This window comes from Metapseudomonas boanensis (genome assembly GCF_018704125.1).
Classification (GTDB): Bacteria; Pseudomonadota; Gammaproteobacteria; order Pseudomonadales; family Pseudomonadaceae; genus Metapseudomonas; species Metapseudomonas boanensis.
Window position 1 is genome coordinate 139,615 of sequence record NZ_JAGTIS010000011.1, and the last position, 18,548, is coordinate 158,162.

The window sequence follows — 18,548 nt, forward strand, 5'->3', positions numbered from 1 at the left end:
ATCCATCGCCGCACGCCCACGGCAGGCTTTTAACCGCAGGTGTAGGATCAGGGCCTGAATGCACCGATGAAAATGGCCGGGTCGACCCGCACATCATTGAGGCTGACGTTCCAGTGCATGTGCGGGCCGGTCGCCCGTCCAGTAGCGCCTACCTGCCCGACCGCTACGCCACGCGGCACCAGCTGGCCGAGCTTCACGTCCACTTTGGACATGTGACAGAACATGCTGATCAGGCCTTGCCCGTGGTCGAGGAACACTGTGCGGCCATTGAAGAAGTAATCGCCGATCAGGATCACCTTGCCTGCCGCAGGAGCCTTGATGGGCGTGCCGGCACCGACGGCGAAATCCAGGCCGGAGTGCGGGTTGCGCTCCTCGCCATTGAAGAAGCGGCGCAGGCCGAAAGGGCTGGAGAGCGGGCCGTCGACGGGTTTGTCGAATAGCAGGTTGCTTGGTGTTCCAGGGCTGAAACGCTGATACGCCTTGGTCTGCTCCGCCAGTTCGCGATCGATGCGTTTGAGGTCCTCGGGTAGCGGGTTCACCTTTCGCGTGTCTTTCAGGGTGATGCGCTGTTCCTTGTAATCCCGGCTGCGGACCTCGAAAGCCAGGGCGCGGCTGCCGTCAGCGTCTTGGACCTGGACCTGCTGCCGGCCGGGCTTGGTGGTCAGGGGGATACCGACAATGGCGATCCAGTCGCGGCCTTCCTCATGCACGATCAGCACCGGTTTACCTTGATAGCTGGCAGTTGGCGCCTGGCTGGCCGGGCCTAGCTGGACTACGGCGACGCCACCTGGAACCGGCTTGTTCAACAGGCGACTGATAAAACCTTCGGCATGGGCCGGCAGAGTAAGGCAGAGGAGCAGGGCGGCTACAAAACGCATGATCAGTCCAGCAAGGAGAGGTTCATGGGTGTGAGGTGGTTATCTTCCACCCGTACGTCCAGCTCGCCTTCGGCCAGTCGGGCCTTGAGGCGTTGGCCGGGGCGGGTCTGGCTGGCAGCGCGAACCGCCTGTCCCTTGTCGTCGAGCAGGATGCTGTAGCCCCGCCCGAGGGTGGCCAGTGGGCTGACGACGTGCAGCGTTTGTGCCAGGGAGTCGAGGCGCTGGCGCCGATCCTTCAGGGTCTCGCGGGCTGCGCGCGGTAGGCGGGCGGACAGGCTGTCGAGCTTCTGCCTGAGCAGGGTCAGCACGCGGCCGGGGTGCTGCGCTGCCAGGCGGGTGTCAAGGCGGGTCAGGCGCTCGTGGCGCACCTGAAGGTTGCGCTCGAACGCACGGCGAAGACGCATGTCGAGCTCGTCCAGGCGCTGGGACTGCTGGCGCAGGCGTTCGCCAGGGTGGCGCAGTCGCCGGAACAGGCCATCCAGGCGCAGGCGCTCGCGGGTCAGCTGGTCACGCAGGCGCAGGACCAGGCGCCGATGCAGGCTGTCCAGGCGCTGTTGCAGATCGCCGACATCCGGCGCCAGCAGCTCGGCGGCAGCGGAAGGCGTTGGGGCGCGCATATCGGCGACGAAATCGCTGATGGATACGTCGGTCTCGTGGCCAACAGCGCTGACAATGGGCGTGCGGCAAGCTGCTACTGCGCGGGCGACGGCCTCTTCGTTGAAACACCAGAGGTCTTCCAGCGAACCGCCGCCACGGGCGAGGATCAGCGCATCGAAGCCTTGGGCATCGGCCAGCGCCAGGGCGCGGACGATCTGCGCGGTGGCCTCACGCCCCTGAACGGCGGTCGGGATCAGCGTGAGCTGAACCTGCGGCGCACGGCGGCGGAACACGCTAATGATGTCGCGGATTACCGCGCCGGTGGGTGAGCTGACGATGCCGATGCGGCGAGGATGGGCCGGGAGTGGTCGCTTGCGCTCGGTGGCGAACAGTCCCTCGGCGGCGAGCTTTTCCTTCAGGGCTTCGAAAGCCAGGCGCAGGGCGCCGTCACCGGCAGGTTCCACCGCATCGGCTATCAGTTGGTAGTCGCCGCGGCCCTCGAACAGCGAGACTTTGCCTCGCACCCGCACGGCCAGCCCATCGCGCAGTGACTGGCGTACGCGCTGGGCGTTCTGGCGAAACAGCGCGCAGCGAACCTGGGCCTGGGCATCCTTGAGGGTGAAATAAAGATGGCCTGACGCGGGCCGGGCGAGGTTGGAGATCTCGCCTTCGACCCATACTTGCGGGAAGACGTCTTCCAACAGATGACGGGCGCGTTGGTTGAGCTGGCTGACGGTTAGCACCTCGCGGTCGAGGCCGAGCCGTTGGAAGGGGTCCTTGATCATGGGGCAGCATGATAAAGGCTTTGCCTGGCTGCGCCATACTCGGTTGACGGGGGCAGGCGTGAAGTTAACCTGCGCGCCCTTCTTACCGAGCAGGAGCCTTATATGGAGAAGAACCAAGCGATAATCGTGCCTCAGGTATCCAGCGTCCCGGGACATCAGGCCCTGGCGGCGCGCATGCTGAACTGGTTGGCCAAGCGCAAGGTGGTCGACGCGCTGCCCAGCACTTGCGGCCGGCGCGGCAACCACATGGCCTATGCGATCGCCCCAGGCGCCCGGCAAGTGGTGAAGCATCCGGAGCGACTGCCCTTCGGCCAGCCGATCAACGGTCTGGAGGTGGTGGACAAGCGCTGCATCTATATCCCCAGCCGAGAATTCCTTGGTGAGGCCGGTTGCCCCGAGTGCCGTCAGGAGATCGGCGAGCCGCTGTTCGAGAGCCTCGACGACTGGGCTCCGGGCTACACGGATAATTTCACCTGTCCGGAATGCGGCCATGAAGACGATATCAATGGTTTTCTGTTCCTCCAGCCCTGCGGATTCTCCAACCTGGGATTCATCTTCAACGGCTGGGGGGAGGCGGCGTTCACCCAAGCCTTTCTCGATGCCTTTGCCGAGCGGCTGGGGTTCGCTGTGCGTGTGATTCGCGTTGATGACTGATTGGGCCTGGCTACCGCTGGTCGCTTGGCCAGAACAGCTTGGCGCAAGGGCAATTGCGCATCGGTTTGAGCTCGGTGGGCGACCGGGGAACGTTTTTTGCTGGGGAATGGCGCTGTAACCCATCGGCCGCGTTGAGTGTAGGCCCGGGCCTCGTTATAATGGCGCGCTTCCAATTTTCCCGCCTGGGAGCCTCCCCGCCATGCTGCGCATCAGCCAAGAAGCCCTGACCTTCGACGACGTTCTCCTGATCCCGGGTTATTCCGAGGTTCTGCCGAAGGATGTCAGCCTCAAGACCCGCCTGACCCGCGGCATCGAACTGAATATCCCGCTGGTGTCCGCTGCGATGGATACCGTGACCGAAGCGCGCCTGGCCATTGCCATGGCCCAGGAAGGCGGCATCGGCATCATCCACAAGAACATGACCATCGAGCAGCAGGCTGCCGAGGTGCGCAAGGTCAAGCGTCACGAAACCGCGATCGTCCGCGACCCGGTGACCGTGACCCCGTCGACCAAGATCATCGAACTGCTGCAGATCGCCCGTGAGTACGGCTTCTCCGGCTTCCCGGTGGTGGAAGAGGGCGAATTGGTCGGCATCGTGACCGGCCGCGACCTGCGCTTCAAACCAAACGTCGGTGATACCGTCGCGGCGATCATGACTCCGAAGGAGCAGCTGGTTACCGCCCGTGAAGGCACGCCGCTGGAGGATATGAAGGCCAAGCTCTACGAGAATCGCATCGAGAAGATGCTGGTCGTCGACGAGAACTTCTATCTGCGCGGCCTGGTCACCTTCCGCGATATCGAAAAAGCCAAGACCTACCCGCTGGCGTCGAAGGACGAGCAGGGTCGCCTGCGCGTTGGTGCTGCAGTGGGGACCGGCGCTGATACCGGTGAGCGTGTTGCGGCACTGGTAGCGGCAGGTGTTGATGTGGTCGTGGTCGATACCGCGCACGGCCACTCCAAGGGTGTGATCGATCGCGTTCGCTGGGTCAAGGACAACTACCCGCATGTCCAGGTGATCGGTGGCAACATCGCTACGGGCGAAGCCGCCAAGGCCCTGGCCGAGGCTGGCGCCGATGCGGTCAAGGTCGGCATCGGCCCGGGTTCCATCTGCACCACACGTATCGTCGCGGGTGTCGGCGTCCCGCAGATCTCCGCCATCGCCAACGTTGCGGCCGCCCTGGCTGGCTCGGGCATACCGTTGATCGCCGACGGCGGCATCCGCTTCTCCGGTGACTTGTCCAAGGCGATCGTCGCTGGCGCTTCCTGCGTCATGATGGGGTCGATGTTTGCCGGTACCGAAGAGGCTCCGGGCGAAGTCGAACTGTTCCAGGGCCGTACCTACAAAGCCTACCGCGGCATGGGCTCCTTGGGCGCGATGTCCCAATCCCAGGGCTCCAGTGACCGTTACTTCCAGGACTCCTCCGCGGGGGCCGAGAAGCTGGTGCCGGAAGGTATCGAAGGCCGCGTGCCGTACAAGGGTTCCCTGAGCGTCATCGTCCACCAGCTGATGGGGGGGCTGCGTGCCTCGATGGGCTACACCGGTTGCGCGACCATTGAAGACATGCGCACCAAGCCGCAATTCGTACGCATCACCGGAGCGGGCATGGCCGAATCCCACGTGCATGACGTACAGATCACCAAAGAAGCCCCGAACTATCGGGTTGGTTGAGCGCAGCTCAACCAACAGCTGCAGGCGACAGGCTGCAGGTAGGAACCAAGCTGCCCGCCCTGGCAGCTTGAGACCTGCAGCTTGTCGCTCAACTCATTTATCGAGAGCCCGCGCATGGCCCATCAAGATATCCACGCCCACCGCATCCTGATCCTCGACTTCGGCTCCCAGTACACCCAGCTGATCGCCCGCCGCGTGCGCGAGATCGGTGTGTACTGCGAAATCCACCCGTTCGACATGGACAATGAGGCGATCCGCGCCTTCGCTCCTAAAGGCATCATCCTCGCCGGCGGTCCCGAGTCGGTGCACGAAGCCGATAGCCCGCGCGCACCGCACGCAGTTTTCGACCTCAACGTGCCGCTGTTCGGAATCTGCTATGGCATGCAGACCATGGCGGAACAGCTCGGCGGTAAGGTGCAGGGCTCGGACCTGCGCGAGTTCGGCTATGCCCGCGTTGATGTAGTCGGTAAGGCCCGTCTGCTCGATGGCATCGAAGACCATGTGGACGACGACGGCGTGCTGGGCCTGGATGTATGGATGAGCCACGGCGACAAGGTTACCGACATGCCTGCCGGCTTCCATATCTTGGCCAGCACCCCTAGCTGCCCGATCGCGGCCATGGCCGATGACGGCCGCGGCTACTACGGCGTGCAGTTCCACCCGGAAGTGACCCACACCAAGCAGGGGCTGCGCATCCTGTCGCGCTTCGTCCTCGATATCTGCGGCTGCGCCGCGTTGTGGACCCCGTCCAATATCGTTGACGACGCCATCGCTACCGTGCGCGCCCAGGTGGGTTCGTCCAAGGTGTTGCTGGGGCTGTCCGGCGGCGTCGACTCCTCGGTGGTGGCAGCCCTGCTGCACAAGGCGATCGGCGATCAGCTGACCTGCGTGTTCGTCGACAACGGCCTGCTGCGTCTGCACGAAGGTGACCAGGTGATGGCCATGTTCGCCGAGAATATGGGCGTCAAAGTGATCCGTTCCAACTCCGAAGAGCGTTTCCTGAGCGGTCTGGCAGGCGTCAGCGATCCGGAAGAGAAGCGCAAGATCATCGGTCGCACCTTCATCGAAGTCTTCGATGAAGAGGCCACCCGCCTACAGGGAATCAAGTTCCTCGCCCAAGGCACCATCTACCCGGACGTGATCGAATCGGCCGGCGCCAAGACTGGCAAGGCCCACGTGATCAAGTCGCACCACAATGTCGGTGGCCTGCCGGAAGACATGCAATTCGAACTGGTCGAGCCGCTGCGTGAGCTGTTCAAGGACGAAGTGCGCAAGATCGGCCTGGAACTGGGCCTGCCTTACGACATGGTTTACCGTCACCCGTTCCCGGGCCCGGGCCTGGGTGTGCGCATCCTCGGCGAGGTGAAGAAGGAGTACGCCGATCTTCTACGTCGTGCCGACCACATCTTCATCGAAGAGCTGCGCAACTTCGATTGGTACCACAAGACCAGCCAAGCCTTCGTGGTCTTCCAGCCGGTGAAATCGGTGGGCGTGGTCGGCGATGGCCGTCGTTACGCCTGGGTCGTCGCGCTGCGCGCGGTTGAAACGATCGACTTCATGACCGCACGGTGGGCGCACCTGCCCTACGAGTTGCTGGAGAAGGTCAGCAACCGCATCATCAACGAGATCGAAGGCATCTCCCGCGTTACCTACGACGTATCGAGCAAGCCGCCGGCGACCATCGAGTGGGAATGACGCCTACTTCGGGCTTCTAGTCCGCTAACGGCGTCCAGAACTGGCCAGGCCCTGAAAAGCCTGGCCAGTTTCGTTTTGGAAGGTTGGTGCCGAGCGGAGCGAGGCCCGATGATCCCCGCCACCGCCCCCGTTGGGCTTTGCTGCGCTCGCTGAGCCAATCTACGCGGGAGCTCGCGTAGTGACCACCAGTGTCAGTCGGGCCACCAGGCCATTGCCTGTGGGGGCTTGGCTGAGGGTCGCAATAGAGTCCTCACCCTGTTGCCGGCGGAAGATGTAGTCCCGTGCCTGGGGCGTCCACTCCTCGCCGGGATGGCGGTAGGTTGGCAAGGTCATGGCCTCGCGCACGATCGGCTCGGGGAAATACAGTTGGCCGGTATGGAGATCCCACCCACTGAGGTAGTGCCCTTCACGAATATGACCGCCAAGGTGCAGCTTGAGGTGGACGTGGTTGGTGCGGCCCGGGTAGTAGCCAGGGAGGATGCTGCGGAACTCCACCCGGCCCGCGCCATCGGTGATCTGCATACCGCGCAGGAAGCGGCTCCCTTCATTGGCGCCGACACCCGAATAGGCCCCTTGGGCATCGCAATGCCAGATATCCAGGGCGGCACCGCTCAGTGGCCGACAACCTTCGGCGTCCAGAGCTTCGAACTGCAGGAGGAGCGGTATGCCGGGCTTGCCGTCGGTAATGTCCTGGCGCAGAAGCGTGTCATCCAAGTAGAAGGGGCCGGCGGTCTGTTCGGGGCTGAGCCGGCAGGATGGCGCAGTGCTGGCCCAGGCCAGGCGCGGCCACTGCAGCAGGAACAGGCTACCGACACCGAGTTGCACGAACTGGCGACGGGTGGGGTCCATGGGGAGGCTCCTCTGCAGAGGGGGCTGGTTCCTTATCCTACGCCGATCCTCAAGGGGGGGGCGCTCGCCGACCCGCTGCGCCGTTTGGTCGCAATTTTGCGCCGCAAGCGAGGCACTGCCTGGCTGACAGCTGCGCAAATGCGTCTACTTACCCTTATCTTTGCCGTAGGCAGGGTGTATCTTGTGCGGCCCGTAATCGCCGACCCGCCAGAGGTCGGCGCGATTAGCCGATGGGGCAGCCCCGTTTTCCATCGAGGAGCCTGAACCCATGTCGTTCACTCGCAGACAAATTCTCGGAGGCCTGGCCGGACTCGGCGTGGTCGGCCTTGGCGTTGGTGGAGCCCGCTATTGGCTCGGTCGCACCCTGGACGCCAGGACTCACGATTACGAGCTGATCGCCGCACCGCTTGACCTCGAACTGGTCTCCGGCTACACCACGCCTGCCTGGGGCTATGGCGGCCAGGCGCCTGGCGTCGAACTCCGCTCGCGGCAGGGCGACTGGCTGCGCGTACGCTTCATCAACAAGCTGGATGAGCCTACCACTATCCATTGGCACGGCATTCGTCTGCCGCTGGAGATGGATGGCGTCCCGTATGTTTCCCAACTGCCGGTCTTGCCTGGCGAATATTTCGATTACCGCTTCAAGACCGAGGATGCCGGCAGTTTCTGGTACCACCCGCATGTTTCGAGCGCGCATCAACTGGGACGTGGTCTGGTTGGCCCCTTGATCGTCGAAGAGCGCGAGCCCAGCGGTTTCAGGCATGAGCGGGTGCTCAACCTCAAGACCTGGCATGTTGACCAGCAAGGCGCTTTCACGGCTTTCAGCGTGCCACGCGAGGCCGCGCGGGAGGGTACCCGCGGGCGTCTCTCCAGCGTCAATGGGGTTTCCCTGCCGACCCTCGACCTGCCCGCCGGGCAAGTGGTGCGCTTGCGCATCCTGAACCTCGACAACACGGTGACCTACCGCCTGAATCTGCCGGGTGCCGATGTCCGCGTTTATGCCCTGGATGGTCATCCGGTCGAACCGCGCCCGCTGGGCAAGGAATACTGGCTCGGTCCCGGCATGCGCATCGAGCTGGCTCTGAAGGTGCCGGCAGCAGGCCAGGAACTGCCGCTGCGCAATGGCCCCCTGCGTCTGGCGACGCTCAAGAGTGTGCCGAGCAACGAGGCGCCGGGTGAGTGGCCTGCAGCGCTTCCTGCCAATCCGGTGGCTGAGCCTGATCTGGACAAGGCCCAGGTGCTGCGCTTCAACTTCGAATGGGCGGCGACCTTGGTGGATAGCAGCGCCCCGGGGCGTCGCAGCCATTACTGGCAGATCAACGGCAAGGCTTGGGACATCGACGACAAGACCTGCGCCGACCGCCCCATCGCAAGGCTGCAGAAGGATGGGCACTACATCTTCGAATTGCGCAACATGGCTCAGTACCTCCACCCCATCCATTTGCATGGCATGGCATTCAAGGTGCTGAGTTCCGATCGGCGTGACATCGTGCCTTACTTTACCGATACCTATCTGCTGGGCAAGAACGAGACCGCCCGGATCGCCCTGGTGGCGGATAACCCGGGGATCTGGATGTTCCATTGCCACGTCATCGACCATATGGAAACCGGCCTGATGGCCGCTATCGAAGTTGCCTGAGTGACCTATGCGCCAACCCCGGATCATCGACCGTAGCCAGGATGAGCATTTCATGCGTAAGGCCCTTGCCCTCGCTGCCGAGGGTGCCGCATTGGGTGAAGTGCCAGTGGGCGCCGTGCTGGTGCAGGATGGGCAGATCATCGGTCGTGGATTCAATTGCCCGATCACCCGTCACGACCCCAGCGCCCATGCTGAAATGGTCGCTGTCCGCGACGCGGCGCAGGCGGTGGAAAACTACCGGCTGGTGGGCAGCACGCTCTACGTCACTCTGGAGCCCTGCAGCATGTGTGCAGGGCTGATCGTCCACTCGCGTGTCAGCCGCGTCGTCTACGGTGCCACCGAGCCCAAGGCGGGTGTCGTCGTCAGCCGGGGGCAGTTTTTTAGCCAGGAATTCCTCAACCATCGTGTGCTGGTTGAGGGGGGCGTGTTGGCTCAGGAGTGCAGTCAGTTGCTCTCCGGCTTCTTCCAGGCCCGCCGGGCTGCGCGCAAGGACAGTTGAAGCCCGTGCGACCGTTTGGCGGCGCTTACGACCAAAGTCGTAGGCATGTTTCGTTTGAAACAACAGGTCGTGTGATATTTTGCGCGCCCGCCGAAAGTGGCGGTCCAGAGCGGTACGGTTGCGTACCTCATCTGGAGGCGTCCTGAAGTAGGGGCGCTCGCCAGGAGGCGCCCGTCACCCCGTTGTCCCGAAGTGCCCTCGTTCATTCTCAAACGCAAAGGCCATGGCAGCTCAAGGTCCGGGCCCTCCTTTTTGTTTTGTTGAATGCCGATGTGAGGGAGCTGTTATGAGTGATACCCGGGTCCAGTCGTATCAGGATCAGGTTGGGGCGGAGTCGGTCGACTCGTCGGGGCTGGAGGTCAAGCGTCTGAGCTTCCTCGAGGCTGTGGCGATGATCGTGGGGACCAACATAGGCGCAGGCGTCCTGTCCATGGCATACGCCAGCCGCAAGGCCGGTTTCATGCCGCTGCTGATATGGCTGGCAGTCGCAGGGGTGTTTACCACCATCTCCATGCTCTACGTGTCGGAAACGGCACTGCGTACCCGCACCCACAACCAGCTCAGTGGCCTTGCCCAGCGCTATGTGGGTTCGTTCGGCTCCTGGGCCATCTTTGTCTCTGTAGCGGTCAACAGTATCGGCGCACTGATTGCCTACATGAGCGGCAGCGGCAAGATCCTCAGCGCTTTCCTGGGGATCAGTCCGGCGGTTGGCAGCCTGTTATTCTTCATTCCGGCGGCGCTGGTGCTTTATCTCGGCCTCGGTGCGATCGGCAAGGGCGAGAAGTTCATCAGCATTGGCATGGTCAGCATGATCCTGGTGCTGGTCATCGCTACCCTGGTCAATCAGAACACCGATGTGGCACACCTGCTCGAGGGTGACTGGGTCTACATGGTGCCGGTGTTCAATATCGCGGTCTTCTGCTTTTCGGCCCAATACATCGTGCCGGAGATGGCGCGCGGCTTCAGCCATGCCCCGGAAAGGCTGCCCAAGGCGGTTATCACCGGCATGCTACTGACGTTCGTTCTGCTGGCCATCGTGCCGATGTCGGTGATCTCCCTGACCGGCCTGGAGAACCAGACCGAAGTGGCTACTCTCGCCTGGGGCCAGGCGTTGGGACAGTGGGCGTTCTACACCGCCAACACCTTCGCTTTATGCGCAATGTTGACTTCCTACTGGGGGCTGGGTGGCAGCTTCCTGACCAATATCTTCGACAAGTTCCGCTCCCTTGGCGCGGAGTCCCAGCCGAAGACCCGCCTGGTGGTGCTTGGCCTGGTCTGCGTGCCGCCGTTCGCACTGGCATACAGCGGCATGGTCGGCTTCGTGAGCGCCCTCTATTTTGCTGGCGCCTTCAGCGGCGTGATCCTGTCCATCATGCCGATCCTCATGCTGCGCTCCGCTCGCCGTAATGGTGATCTGCAGCCTGCCTGGCAATGCGGCTGGATTGCCAATCCGCTGATTCAGGTAGTGATCGTGATGATCTACTTGGCCAGCGCGGCCTATGCGATTTGCAGTGCCTTGAACCTGCTGCCATCCGGCTGGTGATGCAGAAATGAAAAAGCCCGCATTGCGGGCTTTTTGTGGGTGACTGGTAGCGAGTCGGGTCAGAGTCTTTCGTCCTGCTCTTTGGTTGGGCGTGTCTTGTTCACGCCTGGCAGGTGGGTGGTGTTCTCGGCCAATTGGCTGCCTTCCATTTGCGGCTGCGTGACCCAGGTGAGGATGTCGTAGTAGCGGCGAATGTTCTGCACGAAATGCACCGCCTCGCCCCCACGGGCATAACCATAGCGCGTCTTGCGGTACCACTGTTTCTGCGACAGCCGCGGAAGCATCTTTTTCACGTCCAGCCACTTGTTCGGGTCGAGCCCTTCTGCCTTGGCCAGCTTGCGCGCGTCGCCCAGGTGGGCAATGCCGATGTTGTAGGCGGCCAGGGCAAACCAGGTGCGGTCCGGGTCTTTCAGGTCATCCGAAAGACCGTCCTTGATCATCGCAAAGTATTTTCCGCCGCCATGGATGCTTTGCTTGGGGTCGAGGCGGTTGGAAACGCCCATGGCCTGGGCGGTGCCTTCGGTGAGCATCATCAGGCCACGGACGCCGGTCTTGGAGGTGGCTGTAGGTTGCCAGAGCGACTCCTGATAGCCGATGGCCGCCAACAGTCGCCAGTCGACTTCGCTTTTCTGCGAAGCCTTGCGAAAGTGCGGCTCATAGCGCGGCAGGCGCTGCTGCAGGTGCTTGGCGAATGTATAGGCCCCGACGTAACCCAATACGTCGACGTGGCCGTAATAACGGTCCTTCAGCCGTTGCAGAGTGCCATCCTTGCGGGATTTGTCGAGGAAGGCGTTCACTTCGTCGAGCAGGCTGTTGTCTTCGCCTGGCGCCATGGCCCAGGCCAGGCTGGTGGCATCGCCCAGGTCGAAGGCCACGCGGACGTTGGGGAAATAGACCTGGTTCATCGCCAATTCGTTGGAGTCCACCAGCGTCAGGTCGATCTCCCCTTCGTCCACCATGCGCAGTAGGTCGACCACCTCGACTTCGTCGGACTCTTCGTATTTGAGGCCTGGCATCGAAGCCTTCAGGGCGGCCAGTTGTTCGGCGTGGCTGCTGCCCTTCAATACCAGAATGCGCCGACCGACAAGATCGTTGGGGCGGGTAGGGCGGCGGTCACCGTTGCGGTAGATGACTTGGGGTGTCACATCCAGATACGGATGGGAGAAGCGCACTTCGGATTTGCGGCTTTCGCTGGCCACCAGGCCGGCCATGGCGATGACTGGGCCTTCGGCTTGGCCCAGGCGCGAGAACAGGTCGTCGACCTTGTCCGCGGTCTCGATCTCCAGGTCCACGCCAAGGTCCTTGGCAAAGCGCTTGGCCAGTTCGTATTCGAAGCCCGTCTCGCCGTTGCGGTCCTGGAAGTACGTAGCGGGGCTGTTGCGGGTAATCACGCGTAGCACGCCTTCCTCCTGAATGCGCTCGAGCATGGAGGGCTGCTTGCAGCCGCCGAGCATCAGAAGGAATCCGGTCGCCAGCAGCCAGAAGGTGCGGTGCTTGCGGAACGTATGTTGGATGAGCATCTACGCAGTATACGCAAAGGCTGGCGGGTGCCATATCTCGACAGCGTATAGGTTCTCTGCTAGCAGTCGGGCGACGCGAGGGCTTCGGCATAGGTGCCGGAAAGCGGTGCTTTGCGCTAGAATGCACGGCCTCCAAGCACACCCCTTCCCCAGAGGCTGTCCCGAAGATGTTGATCCTGCGCGGTGCTCCCGCCCTTTCCGCTTTTCGCCACGGCAAATTGCTCGAGCAACTGACCCAGAAGGTCCCCGCCGTAAGCGGACTCTACGCCGAGTTCGCCCATTTTGCCGAAGTGACTGGCGCTCTCAGCGGTGACGAGGAACAGGTTCTGGCGCGCCTGCTCAAGTACGGCCCCAGCGTGCCGGTGCAAGAGCCCAGTGGTCGCCTGTTGCTGGTGGTGCCGCGCTTCGGCACCATCTCGCCCTGGTCGAGCAAGGCCACCGATATCGCCCATAACTGCGGCCTGGCGAAGATCGAGCGCATCGAGCGAGGCATTGCCTACTACGTCGCCGGGGAGCTCTCCGACGCCGAGGTTCAACTGGTCGCCAGTGTCCTTCATGACCGCATGACCCAGTTGGTGCTGGATGGCCTGGAGCAGGCCGCCGGCCTGTTCAGTCGTGCTCAGCCGAAGCCGCTGACCGTCGTCGATGTGCTGGGCGGCGGTCGCGCTGCCCTGGAAAAAGCCAACCTGGAACTGGGTTTGGCGCTTGCCGAGGACGAGATCGACTACCTGGTGAAGAGCTTCAACGAAATGGGGCGTAACCCCCACGACGTCGAGCTGATGATGTTCGCCCAGGCCAACTCCGAACATTGCCGTCACAAGATCTTCAACGCCAGTTGGGATATCGACGGCCAGGCCCAGGAGAAGAGCCTGTTCGGCATGATCAAGAACACCTACGAGATGCACCGTGAAGGTGTGCTGTCCGCCTACAAGGACAACGCCTCGGTGATCGAAGGCTCCACGGCCGGGCGTTTCTTCCCCGATCCGCAGAGCCGTCAGTACGGTGCGACTCAGGAGCCCGTGCACATCCTGATGAAGGTAGAAACCCACAACCACCCGACCGCCATCGCTCCATTCCCGGGGGCCTCCACGGGCTCCGGCGGCGAGATCCGCGACGAAGGTGCAACCGGTCGCGGCGCCAAGCCGAAGGCCGGCCTTACGGGTTTCACCGTCTCCAACCTGCAGATCCCCGGCTTCGAACAGCCTTGGGAAAAGCCCTACGGCAAGCCCGATCGCATCGTTACAGCCCTGGATATCATGATCGAGGGGCCGTTGGGCGGTGCTGCATTCAACAACGAATTCGGCCGTCCGGCCCTGACCGGCTATTTCCGTACGTTCGAGCAGGCGGTGAACACGCCGCGCGGTGAAGAAGTGCGCGGTTATCACAAGCCGATCATGCTCGCTGGCGGCATGGGCAACATCCGTGCAGAGCACGTGCAGAAGGGCGAGATTTCCGTTGGCGCCAAGCTGATCGTGCTCGGCGGACCGGCCATGCTCATCGGCCTGGGGGGCGGTGCAGCCTCCTCCATGGCCACCGGCACCAGCTCAGCTGACCTGGACTTCGCCTCGGTACAGCGGGATAACCCGGAAATGGAACGCCGTTGCCAGGAAGTCATCGACCGCTGCTGGCAGCTGGGGGCGGACAACCCGATCAAGTTCATCCATGACGTCGGCGCCGGTGGCATCTCCAACGCCCTGCCTGAGCTGATCAACGACGGCGGCCGCGGCGGTCGCTTCGAGTTGCGCGCGGTGCCCAACGACGAGCCGGGCATGAGCCCCCTGGAAATCTGGTGCAACGAATCCCAGGAGCGTTATGTGCTCTCCGTGGATGCTGCTGACTTCGAGCGCTTCAAGGCCATTTGCGAGCGAGAGCGCTGCCCGTTTGCGGTCGTCGGTGAGGCCATTGAAGAGCCGCACCTGACCGTGGCTGACAGCCACTTCGGCAACAAACCGGTGGATATGCCGCTGAACGTGCTGCTCGGCAAGCCGCCGCGCATGCACCGTTCGGTGAGCCGTGAGGCTGAGCTGGGCGATGATTTCGCCGCAGCAGAACTGGATGTCGGCGAGGCTGTTGATCGCGTACTGCGTCACCCAGCGGTCGCCAGCAAGAACTTCCTGATCACCATTGGCGACCGCACCATCACTGGCCTGGTGGCTCGTGACCAGATGGTTGGCCCCTGGCAGGTTCCGGTAGCCGACTGCGCCGTCACCGCGGCCAGTTTCGACGTCTACACCGGCGAAGCCATGGCCATGGGCGAGCGTACCCCGCTGGCCCTGCTGAACGCCGCTGCATCGGGGCGCATGGCCATTGGTGAAACCATCACCAACCTGTCTGCGGCCAAGATCGAAAAGCTGGGTGATATCAAGCTGTCCGCCAACTGGATGGCCGCCGCTGGCCACCCGGGCGAAGATGCACGCCTGTATGAGGCTGTGAAGGCGGTGGGCATGGAACTGTGCCCGGCGCTGGGCATCACCATTCCGGTGGGCAAGGACTCCATGTCCATGAAGACCCGTTGGCAGGATGAGGGTGTGGATAAGTCCGTCACCTCGCCGCTGTCGCTGATCGTCACCGGTTTCGCCCCCGTCAGTGACATCCGCAAGACCCTGACGCCGCAGCTGCGCCTGGACAAGGGCGAGACCGACTTGATCCTGATCGACCTCGGCCGTGGCCAGAACCGCCTGGGTGGTTCAATTCTCACCCAGGTCTACAGCAAGCTCGGCCAGAGCGTTCCGGATGTCGACGACGCCGAAGACCTGAAGGCCTTCTTTGCCGTCATCCAGGGATTGAATGACGATGGCCACCTGCTGGCCTACCACGATCGCTCGGACGGTGGCCTGCTGGCGACCACGCTGGAAATGGCCTTCGCTGGCCACTGCGGCCTGAACCTTTATCTCGATGCCTTGGCAGATGGCCGTGAAGGCCTGGCAGGAGTGCTGTTCAACGAAGAGCTGGGTGCGGTTATCCAGGTGCGCCAGGAAGCCACTCCGGAAGTGCTGGCGCAGTTCAGCGCTGCCGGCCTCGGCGATTGCGTGGCGGTCATCGGTCAGCCGGTCAATGGCGCCGACGTTGCCATCAGCTTCAATGGCGAATCCGTTTTCCACGGTGAGCGCCGCATGCTGCAGCGCCATTGGTCGGAAACCAGCTACCAGATCCAGCGCCTGCGCGATAACGCCTATTGCGCCGATCAGGAATTCGACGGCCTGCTGGACGAAGACAACCCAGGTCTCTCGGTGAAGCTGAGCTACGACGTCAACCAGGACATCGCTGCTCCTTACATCAAGAAGGGCGTGCGCCCACAAGTGGCGATCCTGCGTGAGCAGGGCGTCAACGGTCAGGTCGAGATGGCTGCGGCCTTCGATCGCGCTGGCTTTGCCGCCATTGACGTGCACATGAGCGACATCCTGGGTGGACGCGTCAGCCTCGATGACTTCAAGGGCTTGGTGGCCTGCGGCGGTTTCTCCTACGGCGACGTGCTCGGTGCCGGAGAGGGTTGGGCCAAGTCCATCCTGTTCAACGCCCGTGCCCGTGACGGCTTCCAGGCCTTCTTCGAGCGTAAGGACAGCTTCGCCCTGGGCGTGTGCAACGGTTGCCAGATGATGTCCAACCTGCACGAGCTGATCCCCGGTACCGAGTTCTGGCCGCACTTCGTGCGTAACCGCTCTGAGCAGTTCGAAGCCCGCGTGGCCATGGTCCAGGTGCAGGATTCGGCTTCGATCTTCCTGCGTGGCATGGCTGGCTCGCGTTTGCCGATCGCCATCGCTCACGGCGAAGGTCATGCGGAGTTCGAAAGCGAAGAAGCCCTGCTGGAAGCGGATCTGTCCGGCTGCGTCTCCATGCGTTTCGTCGATAACCACGGCAAGGTCACCGAGAGCTACCCGGCCAACCCCAACGGCTCTCCGCGTGGCATCACGGGCCTGACCAGCCGTGACGGCCGTGTCACGATCATGATGCCGCACCCGGAACGTGTGTTCCGTGCCGTGCAGAACTCCTGGCGCCCGGACGAGTGGCAGGAAGATGCAGGCTGGATGCGCATGTTCCGTAACGCACGCGTTTGGGTCGATTAAAAACCGGCCAGAGCAGGCTCTGATGGCCCTCTCCCGAATGGGAGAGGGTGCTTGAAGGGTGGGGAGGGCGGCTGTTTGCACGCTCCGACCTCGCCTCTTTCTGCTCATCTGCTTTCGTCCGCAGAGTCCCCCGTGTCGAACAGCAATCTCCCCATTCTTCCCGAAGTCTGCCGCCCGCAACCCGGCAATGTTTGTCGGCTCTGTCGCTGCGACCGTTCCTCCGGGCGACCTGATTGCCCTTCCCACTGCCCCTGACCGTGAGCAGTTCCTGTTGCTCTGTTGCTGTGGTCATTCGGCTCGTTTGCCTTGCTGCGACGGCAGTCACAACCTGCCGACGTCCTCACTCGGCCAGCGCTAGCGGCGATTCTGGAGGGGGCTCTGAGATGCACTTGTTGCTGTTCGGGAAAGAACCCTTGCCCGCTTGAGCGGTCGAACTCCCTGTATGTGAACAATGCCGCGGCATGATTGAAGGCCAAGTGCCATCATTCCATTCTCAACTCCGTCTAGCCGACCACGTGGAGACCTTGATGTACAAGCTGTGCTTCTACGTTCCAGAGAGCCATCTGGAGCCTGTGAAAAAAGCCGTTTTCGCTGTGGGGGGTGGCCGGATCGGCGCTTATGACAGTTGTTGCTGGCAGGCGCTGGGCCAAGGCCAGTTCCGGCCACTGGAGGGCAGTCATCCCTATCTGGGGCAGGCGGGGACACTGGAGCAGGTGGCTGAATGGAAGGTGGAGATGGTGGTAGCCGATGAGCTGATCCATGCCGCAGTCAAAGCCTTGAAACAGGCTCACCCGTACGAGACTCCGGCCTTCGAGGTATGGCGGCTTTCTGATCTGGTGTTCTGAGATGGTGAGCGGTAGCTCAATGGGGTGCGGAAAAGGCGCCTGAAGGCGCCTTTCCAGTATTTTTGAGTGGGGTCATGGCCTGATTTCGATCAGGGTGCCATCTTTCACGAGGCTCCAGATTTCGCGCATGTCGGCATTCTTCATCGCGATGCAACCTTCGGTCCAGTCGAGCGAATGGAAGTACCACTCGGGGTATTCCTCATCCAGCGGGGTGCCGTGGATCATGATCATCCCGCCGGGAGGGAAACCCTTTTCCCGCGCACGTGCCGAATCACGGGCGTTGGGGTAGGAAATGTGCAGGGCGAGATTGAATTTGTCGCTGGTCTTGCGCCAGTCGATCCAATAAAAACCTTCTGGAGTGCGCTGGTCGCCTTCGCGCAGCTTGGGACCGCTGGGTTGCTTGCCCAAGGAGATGCGGTAGGACTTGAGGATGTCCCCGCGATTGAGCAGCAGCAATTTTCGCTCGGATTTCACCACCAATACCTTGTCGATAGGCTTCCCGGCCAGCGTCGGCGCAGTGCTGGCTTGGGCGAGAGCCGCAAGGCTCAATGACAGAACAACTAGCAACCAGCGCATTGGCACAACTTCCCCACACTATTCTCGGTAAGCAGTCAGGCGGTCAGGTTTTCTTGTAGTGGGCCAGCAACGGCGCAATCGGCTCGTTGCGCACCGGGAAGACCTGCCCGACGCGGTCGGCAAAGTAACATTCTAAGGTACGGCCTACTGTCGGGAAAGCCAGCTCCGCCCATGGGATCTCCTGTTCGTGGAACAGTCGGACTTCCAGGCTCTCATCGCCCGCGGAAAAATCCAGGTCGACCAGTTCGGCGAGGAAGAAGGTGTAGACCTGGCTGATGTGGGGTAGGTCGAAAAGCGTATAGAGGCGGAGATCGCGGACGCGAGCGCAGGCTTCTTCCAGGGTCTCCCGACTGGCCGCCTGTTCCATGGTTTCGCCGTTCTCCATGAAGCCGGCGGGGAGGGTCCAATAGCCTCGGCGTGGATGGATGGCTCGGCGGCAGAGCAGCACCTGTTCACCCCAAGTCGGGAGGCATCCGGCGACTATGCGTGGATTCTGGTAATGGATGGCGTGGCAACTGGTGCAGACATGGCGCAGCCGATTGTCGCCATCGGGAATGCGCTGGACCAGGGAGCCGCCGCACTGGCTGCAGAATTTCATCGTCGTTCCTCGGGTGCAGGCCTTCATCTTGGCGCGGCGCAGTGTCGCACGGCAAGCGTTCAGCAGGGCAAACCAAAGGTGATGAATGATGCGTCCTGTCGGTCCGGGGCTTGGGTGGCCCTTTGGTTCATGCCATC

At 62.5% G+C, this 18,548-nt stretch carries 15 protein-coding genes; 9 read left to right on the forward strand and 6 right to left on the reverse strand.

The genetic code is table 11. The annotated features are described in order from the left end of the window. Positions 1 to 47: 47 nt before the first annotated feature. Both J7302_RS19130 and xseA read right to left on the reverse strand, forming a co-directional pair. The gene (locus J7302_RS19130; RefSeq protein WP_215378325.1) at positions 48 to 878 is read right to left on the reverse strand and encodes a peptidoglycan DD-metalloendopeptidase family protein; all 831 of its coding nucleotides are present in this window, start codon (positions 876 to 878) and stop codon (positions 48 to 50) included. 2 nt (positions 879 to 880) lie between these two features. Next, positions 881 to 2,260, reverse strand: a complete 1,380-nt coding sequence (gene xseA / locus J7302_RS19135) for an exodeoxyribonuclease VII large subunit (protein WP_215378327.1) — start codon at positions 2,258 to 2,260, stop codon at positions 881 to 883. Between the two features lie 102 nt (positions 2,261 to 2,362). Between xseA and J7302_RS19140 the strand changes: the two genes are divergently transcribed. The 3 genes from J7302_RS19140 to guaA all read left to right on the forward strand — a co-directional run bounded on the left by J7302_RS19140 (position 2,363) and on the right by guaA (position 6,278). Continuing rightward, complete coding sequence (locus tag J7302_RS19140) at positions 2,363 to 2,914, forward strand: sugar ABC transporter ATPase (RefSeq protein WP_215378329.1); 552 nt, start codon at positions 2,363 to 2,365, stop codon at positions 2,912 to 2,914. 199 nt (positions 2,915 to 3,113) lie between these two features. Further along, on the forward strand, positions 3,114 to 4,583 hold the full coding sequence (guaB, locus tag J7302_RS19145; protein WP_215378332.1) for an IMP dehydrogenase: 1,470 nt from the start codon (positions 3,114 to 3,116) through the stop codon (positions 4,581 to 4,583). Positions 4,584 to 4,697: 114 nt separating this feature from the next. After that, positions 4,698 to 6,278, forward strand: coding sequence for a glutamine-hydrolyzing GMP synthase (gene guaA, locus J7302_RS19150; RefSeq protein ID WP_215378334.1), 1,581 nt, complete (start codon positions 4,698 to 4,700; stop codon positions 6,276 to 6,278). A gap of 159 nt (positions 6,279 to 6,437) precedes the next feature. Here the strand turns inward: guaA and J7302_RS19155 are convergent, their stop codons facing one another. Then, entirely contained in the window at positions 6,438 to 7,127 is a 690-nt protein-coding gene (locus tag J7302_RS19155; protein ID WP_215378337.1) for an intradiol ring-cleavage dioxygenase, read from the reverse strand. Between the two features lie 268 nt (positions 7,128 to 7,395). Between J7302_RS19155 and J7302_RS19160 the strand changes: the two genes are divergently transcribed. The 3 genes from J7302_RS19160 to J7302_RS19170 all read left to right on the forward strand — a co-directional run bounded on the left by J7302_RS19160 (position 7,396) and on the right by J7302_RS19170 (position 10,808). Beyond that, complete coding sequence (locus tag J7302_RS19160) at positions 7,396 to 8,766, forward strand: multicopper oxidase family protein (RefSeq protein WP_215378339.1); 1,371 nt, start codon at positions 7,396 to 7,398, stop codon at positions 8,764 to 8,766. A 7-nt stretch (positions 8,767 to 8,773) separates the two neighbouring features. Beyond that, a complete protein-coding gene (gene tadA, locus J7302_RS19165; protein WP_215378341.1) occupies positions 8,774 to 9,265 on the forward strand; it encodes a tRNA adenosine(34) deaminase TadA in 492 nt (163 codons plus the stop codon). Between the two features lie 286 nt (positions 9,266 to 9,551). Next, positions 9,552 to 10,808 carry an aromatic amino acid transport family protein gene (locus J7302_RS19170; protein WP_215378343.1) on the forward strand — a complete coding sequence of 419 codons (1,257 nt, stop codon included), beginning with the start codon at positions 9,552 to 9,554 and terminating at the stop codon, positions 10,806 to 10,808. A 59-nt stretch (positions 10,809 to 10,867) separates the two neighbouring features. Here J7302_RS19170 and mltF read toward each other — a convergent pair whose 3' ends face one another. Then, on the reverse strand, positions 10,868 to 12,328 hold the full coding sequence (gene mltF, locus J7302_RS19175) for a membrane-bound lytic murein transglycosylase MltF (protein ID WP_215378346.1): 1,461 nt from the start codon (positions 12,326 to 12,328) through the stop codon (positions 10,868 to 10,870). A gap of 167 nt (positions 12,329 to 12,495) precedes the next feature. Here mltF and purL point away from each other — a divergent pair, with 167 nt between their 5' ends. The 3 genes from purL to J7302_RS19190 all read left to right on the forward strand — a co-directional run bounded on the left by purL (position 12,496) and on the right by J7302_RS19190 (position 17,237). Further along, positions 12,496 to 16,392, forward strand: a complete 3,897-nt coding sequence (gene purL / locus J7302_RS19180; protein WP_215378349.1) for a phosphoribosylformylglycinamidine synthase — start codon at positions 12,496 to 12,498, stop codon at positions 16,390 to 16,392. A 187-nt stretch (positions 16,393 to 16,579) separates the two neighbouring features. Then, a complete protein-coding gene (locus J7302_RS19185; protein ID WP_251702151.1) occupies positions 16,580 to 16,750 on the forward strand; it encodes a CDGSH iron-sulfur domain-containing protein in 171 nt (56 codons plus the stop codon). A 169-nt stretch (positions 16,751 to 16,919) separates the two neighbouring features. Next, positions 16,920 to 17,237: a Nif3-like dinuclear metal center hexameric protein gene (locus tag J7302_RS19190; protein ID WP_215378351.1), complete on the forward strand. Its 318-nt coding sequence runs from the start codon at positions 16,920 to 16,922 to the stop codon at positions 17,235 to 17,237. 72 nt (positions 17,238 to 17,309) lie between these two features. On the opposite strand, the gene J7302_RS19195 is transcribed toward J7302_RS19190, so the two are convergent. Then, on the reverse strand, positions 17,310 to 17,813 hold the full coding sequence (locus J7302_RS19195; RefSeq protein WP_215378353.1) for a L,D-transpeptidase family protein: 504 nt from the start codon (positions 17,811 to 17,813) through the stop codon (positions 17,310 to 17,312). Positions 17,814 to 17,856: 43 nt separating this feature from the next. Further along, entirely contained in the window at positions 17,857 to 18,411 is a 555-nt protein-coding gene (locus tag J7302_RS19200) for an NUDIX hydrolase (protein ID WP_215378355.1), read from the reverse strand. Positions 18,412 to 18,548: the final 137 nt, after the last annotated feature.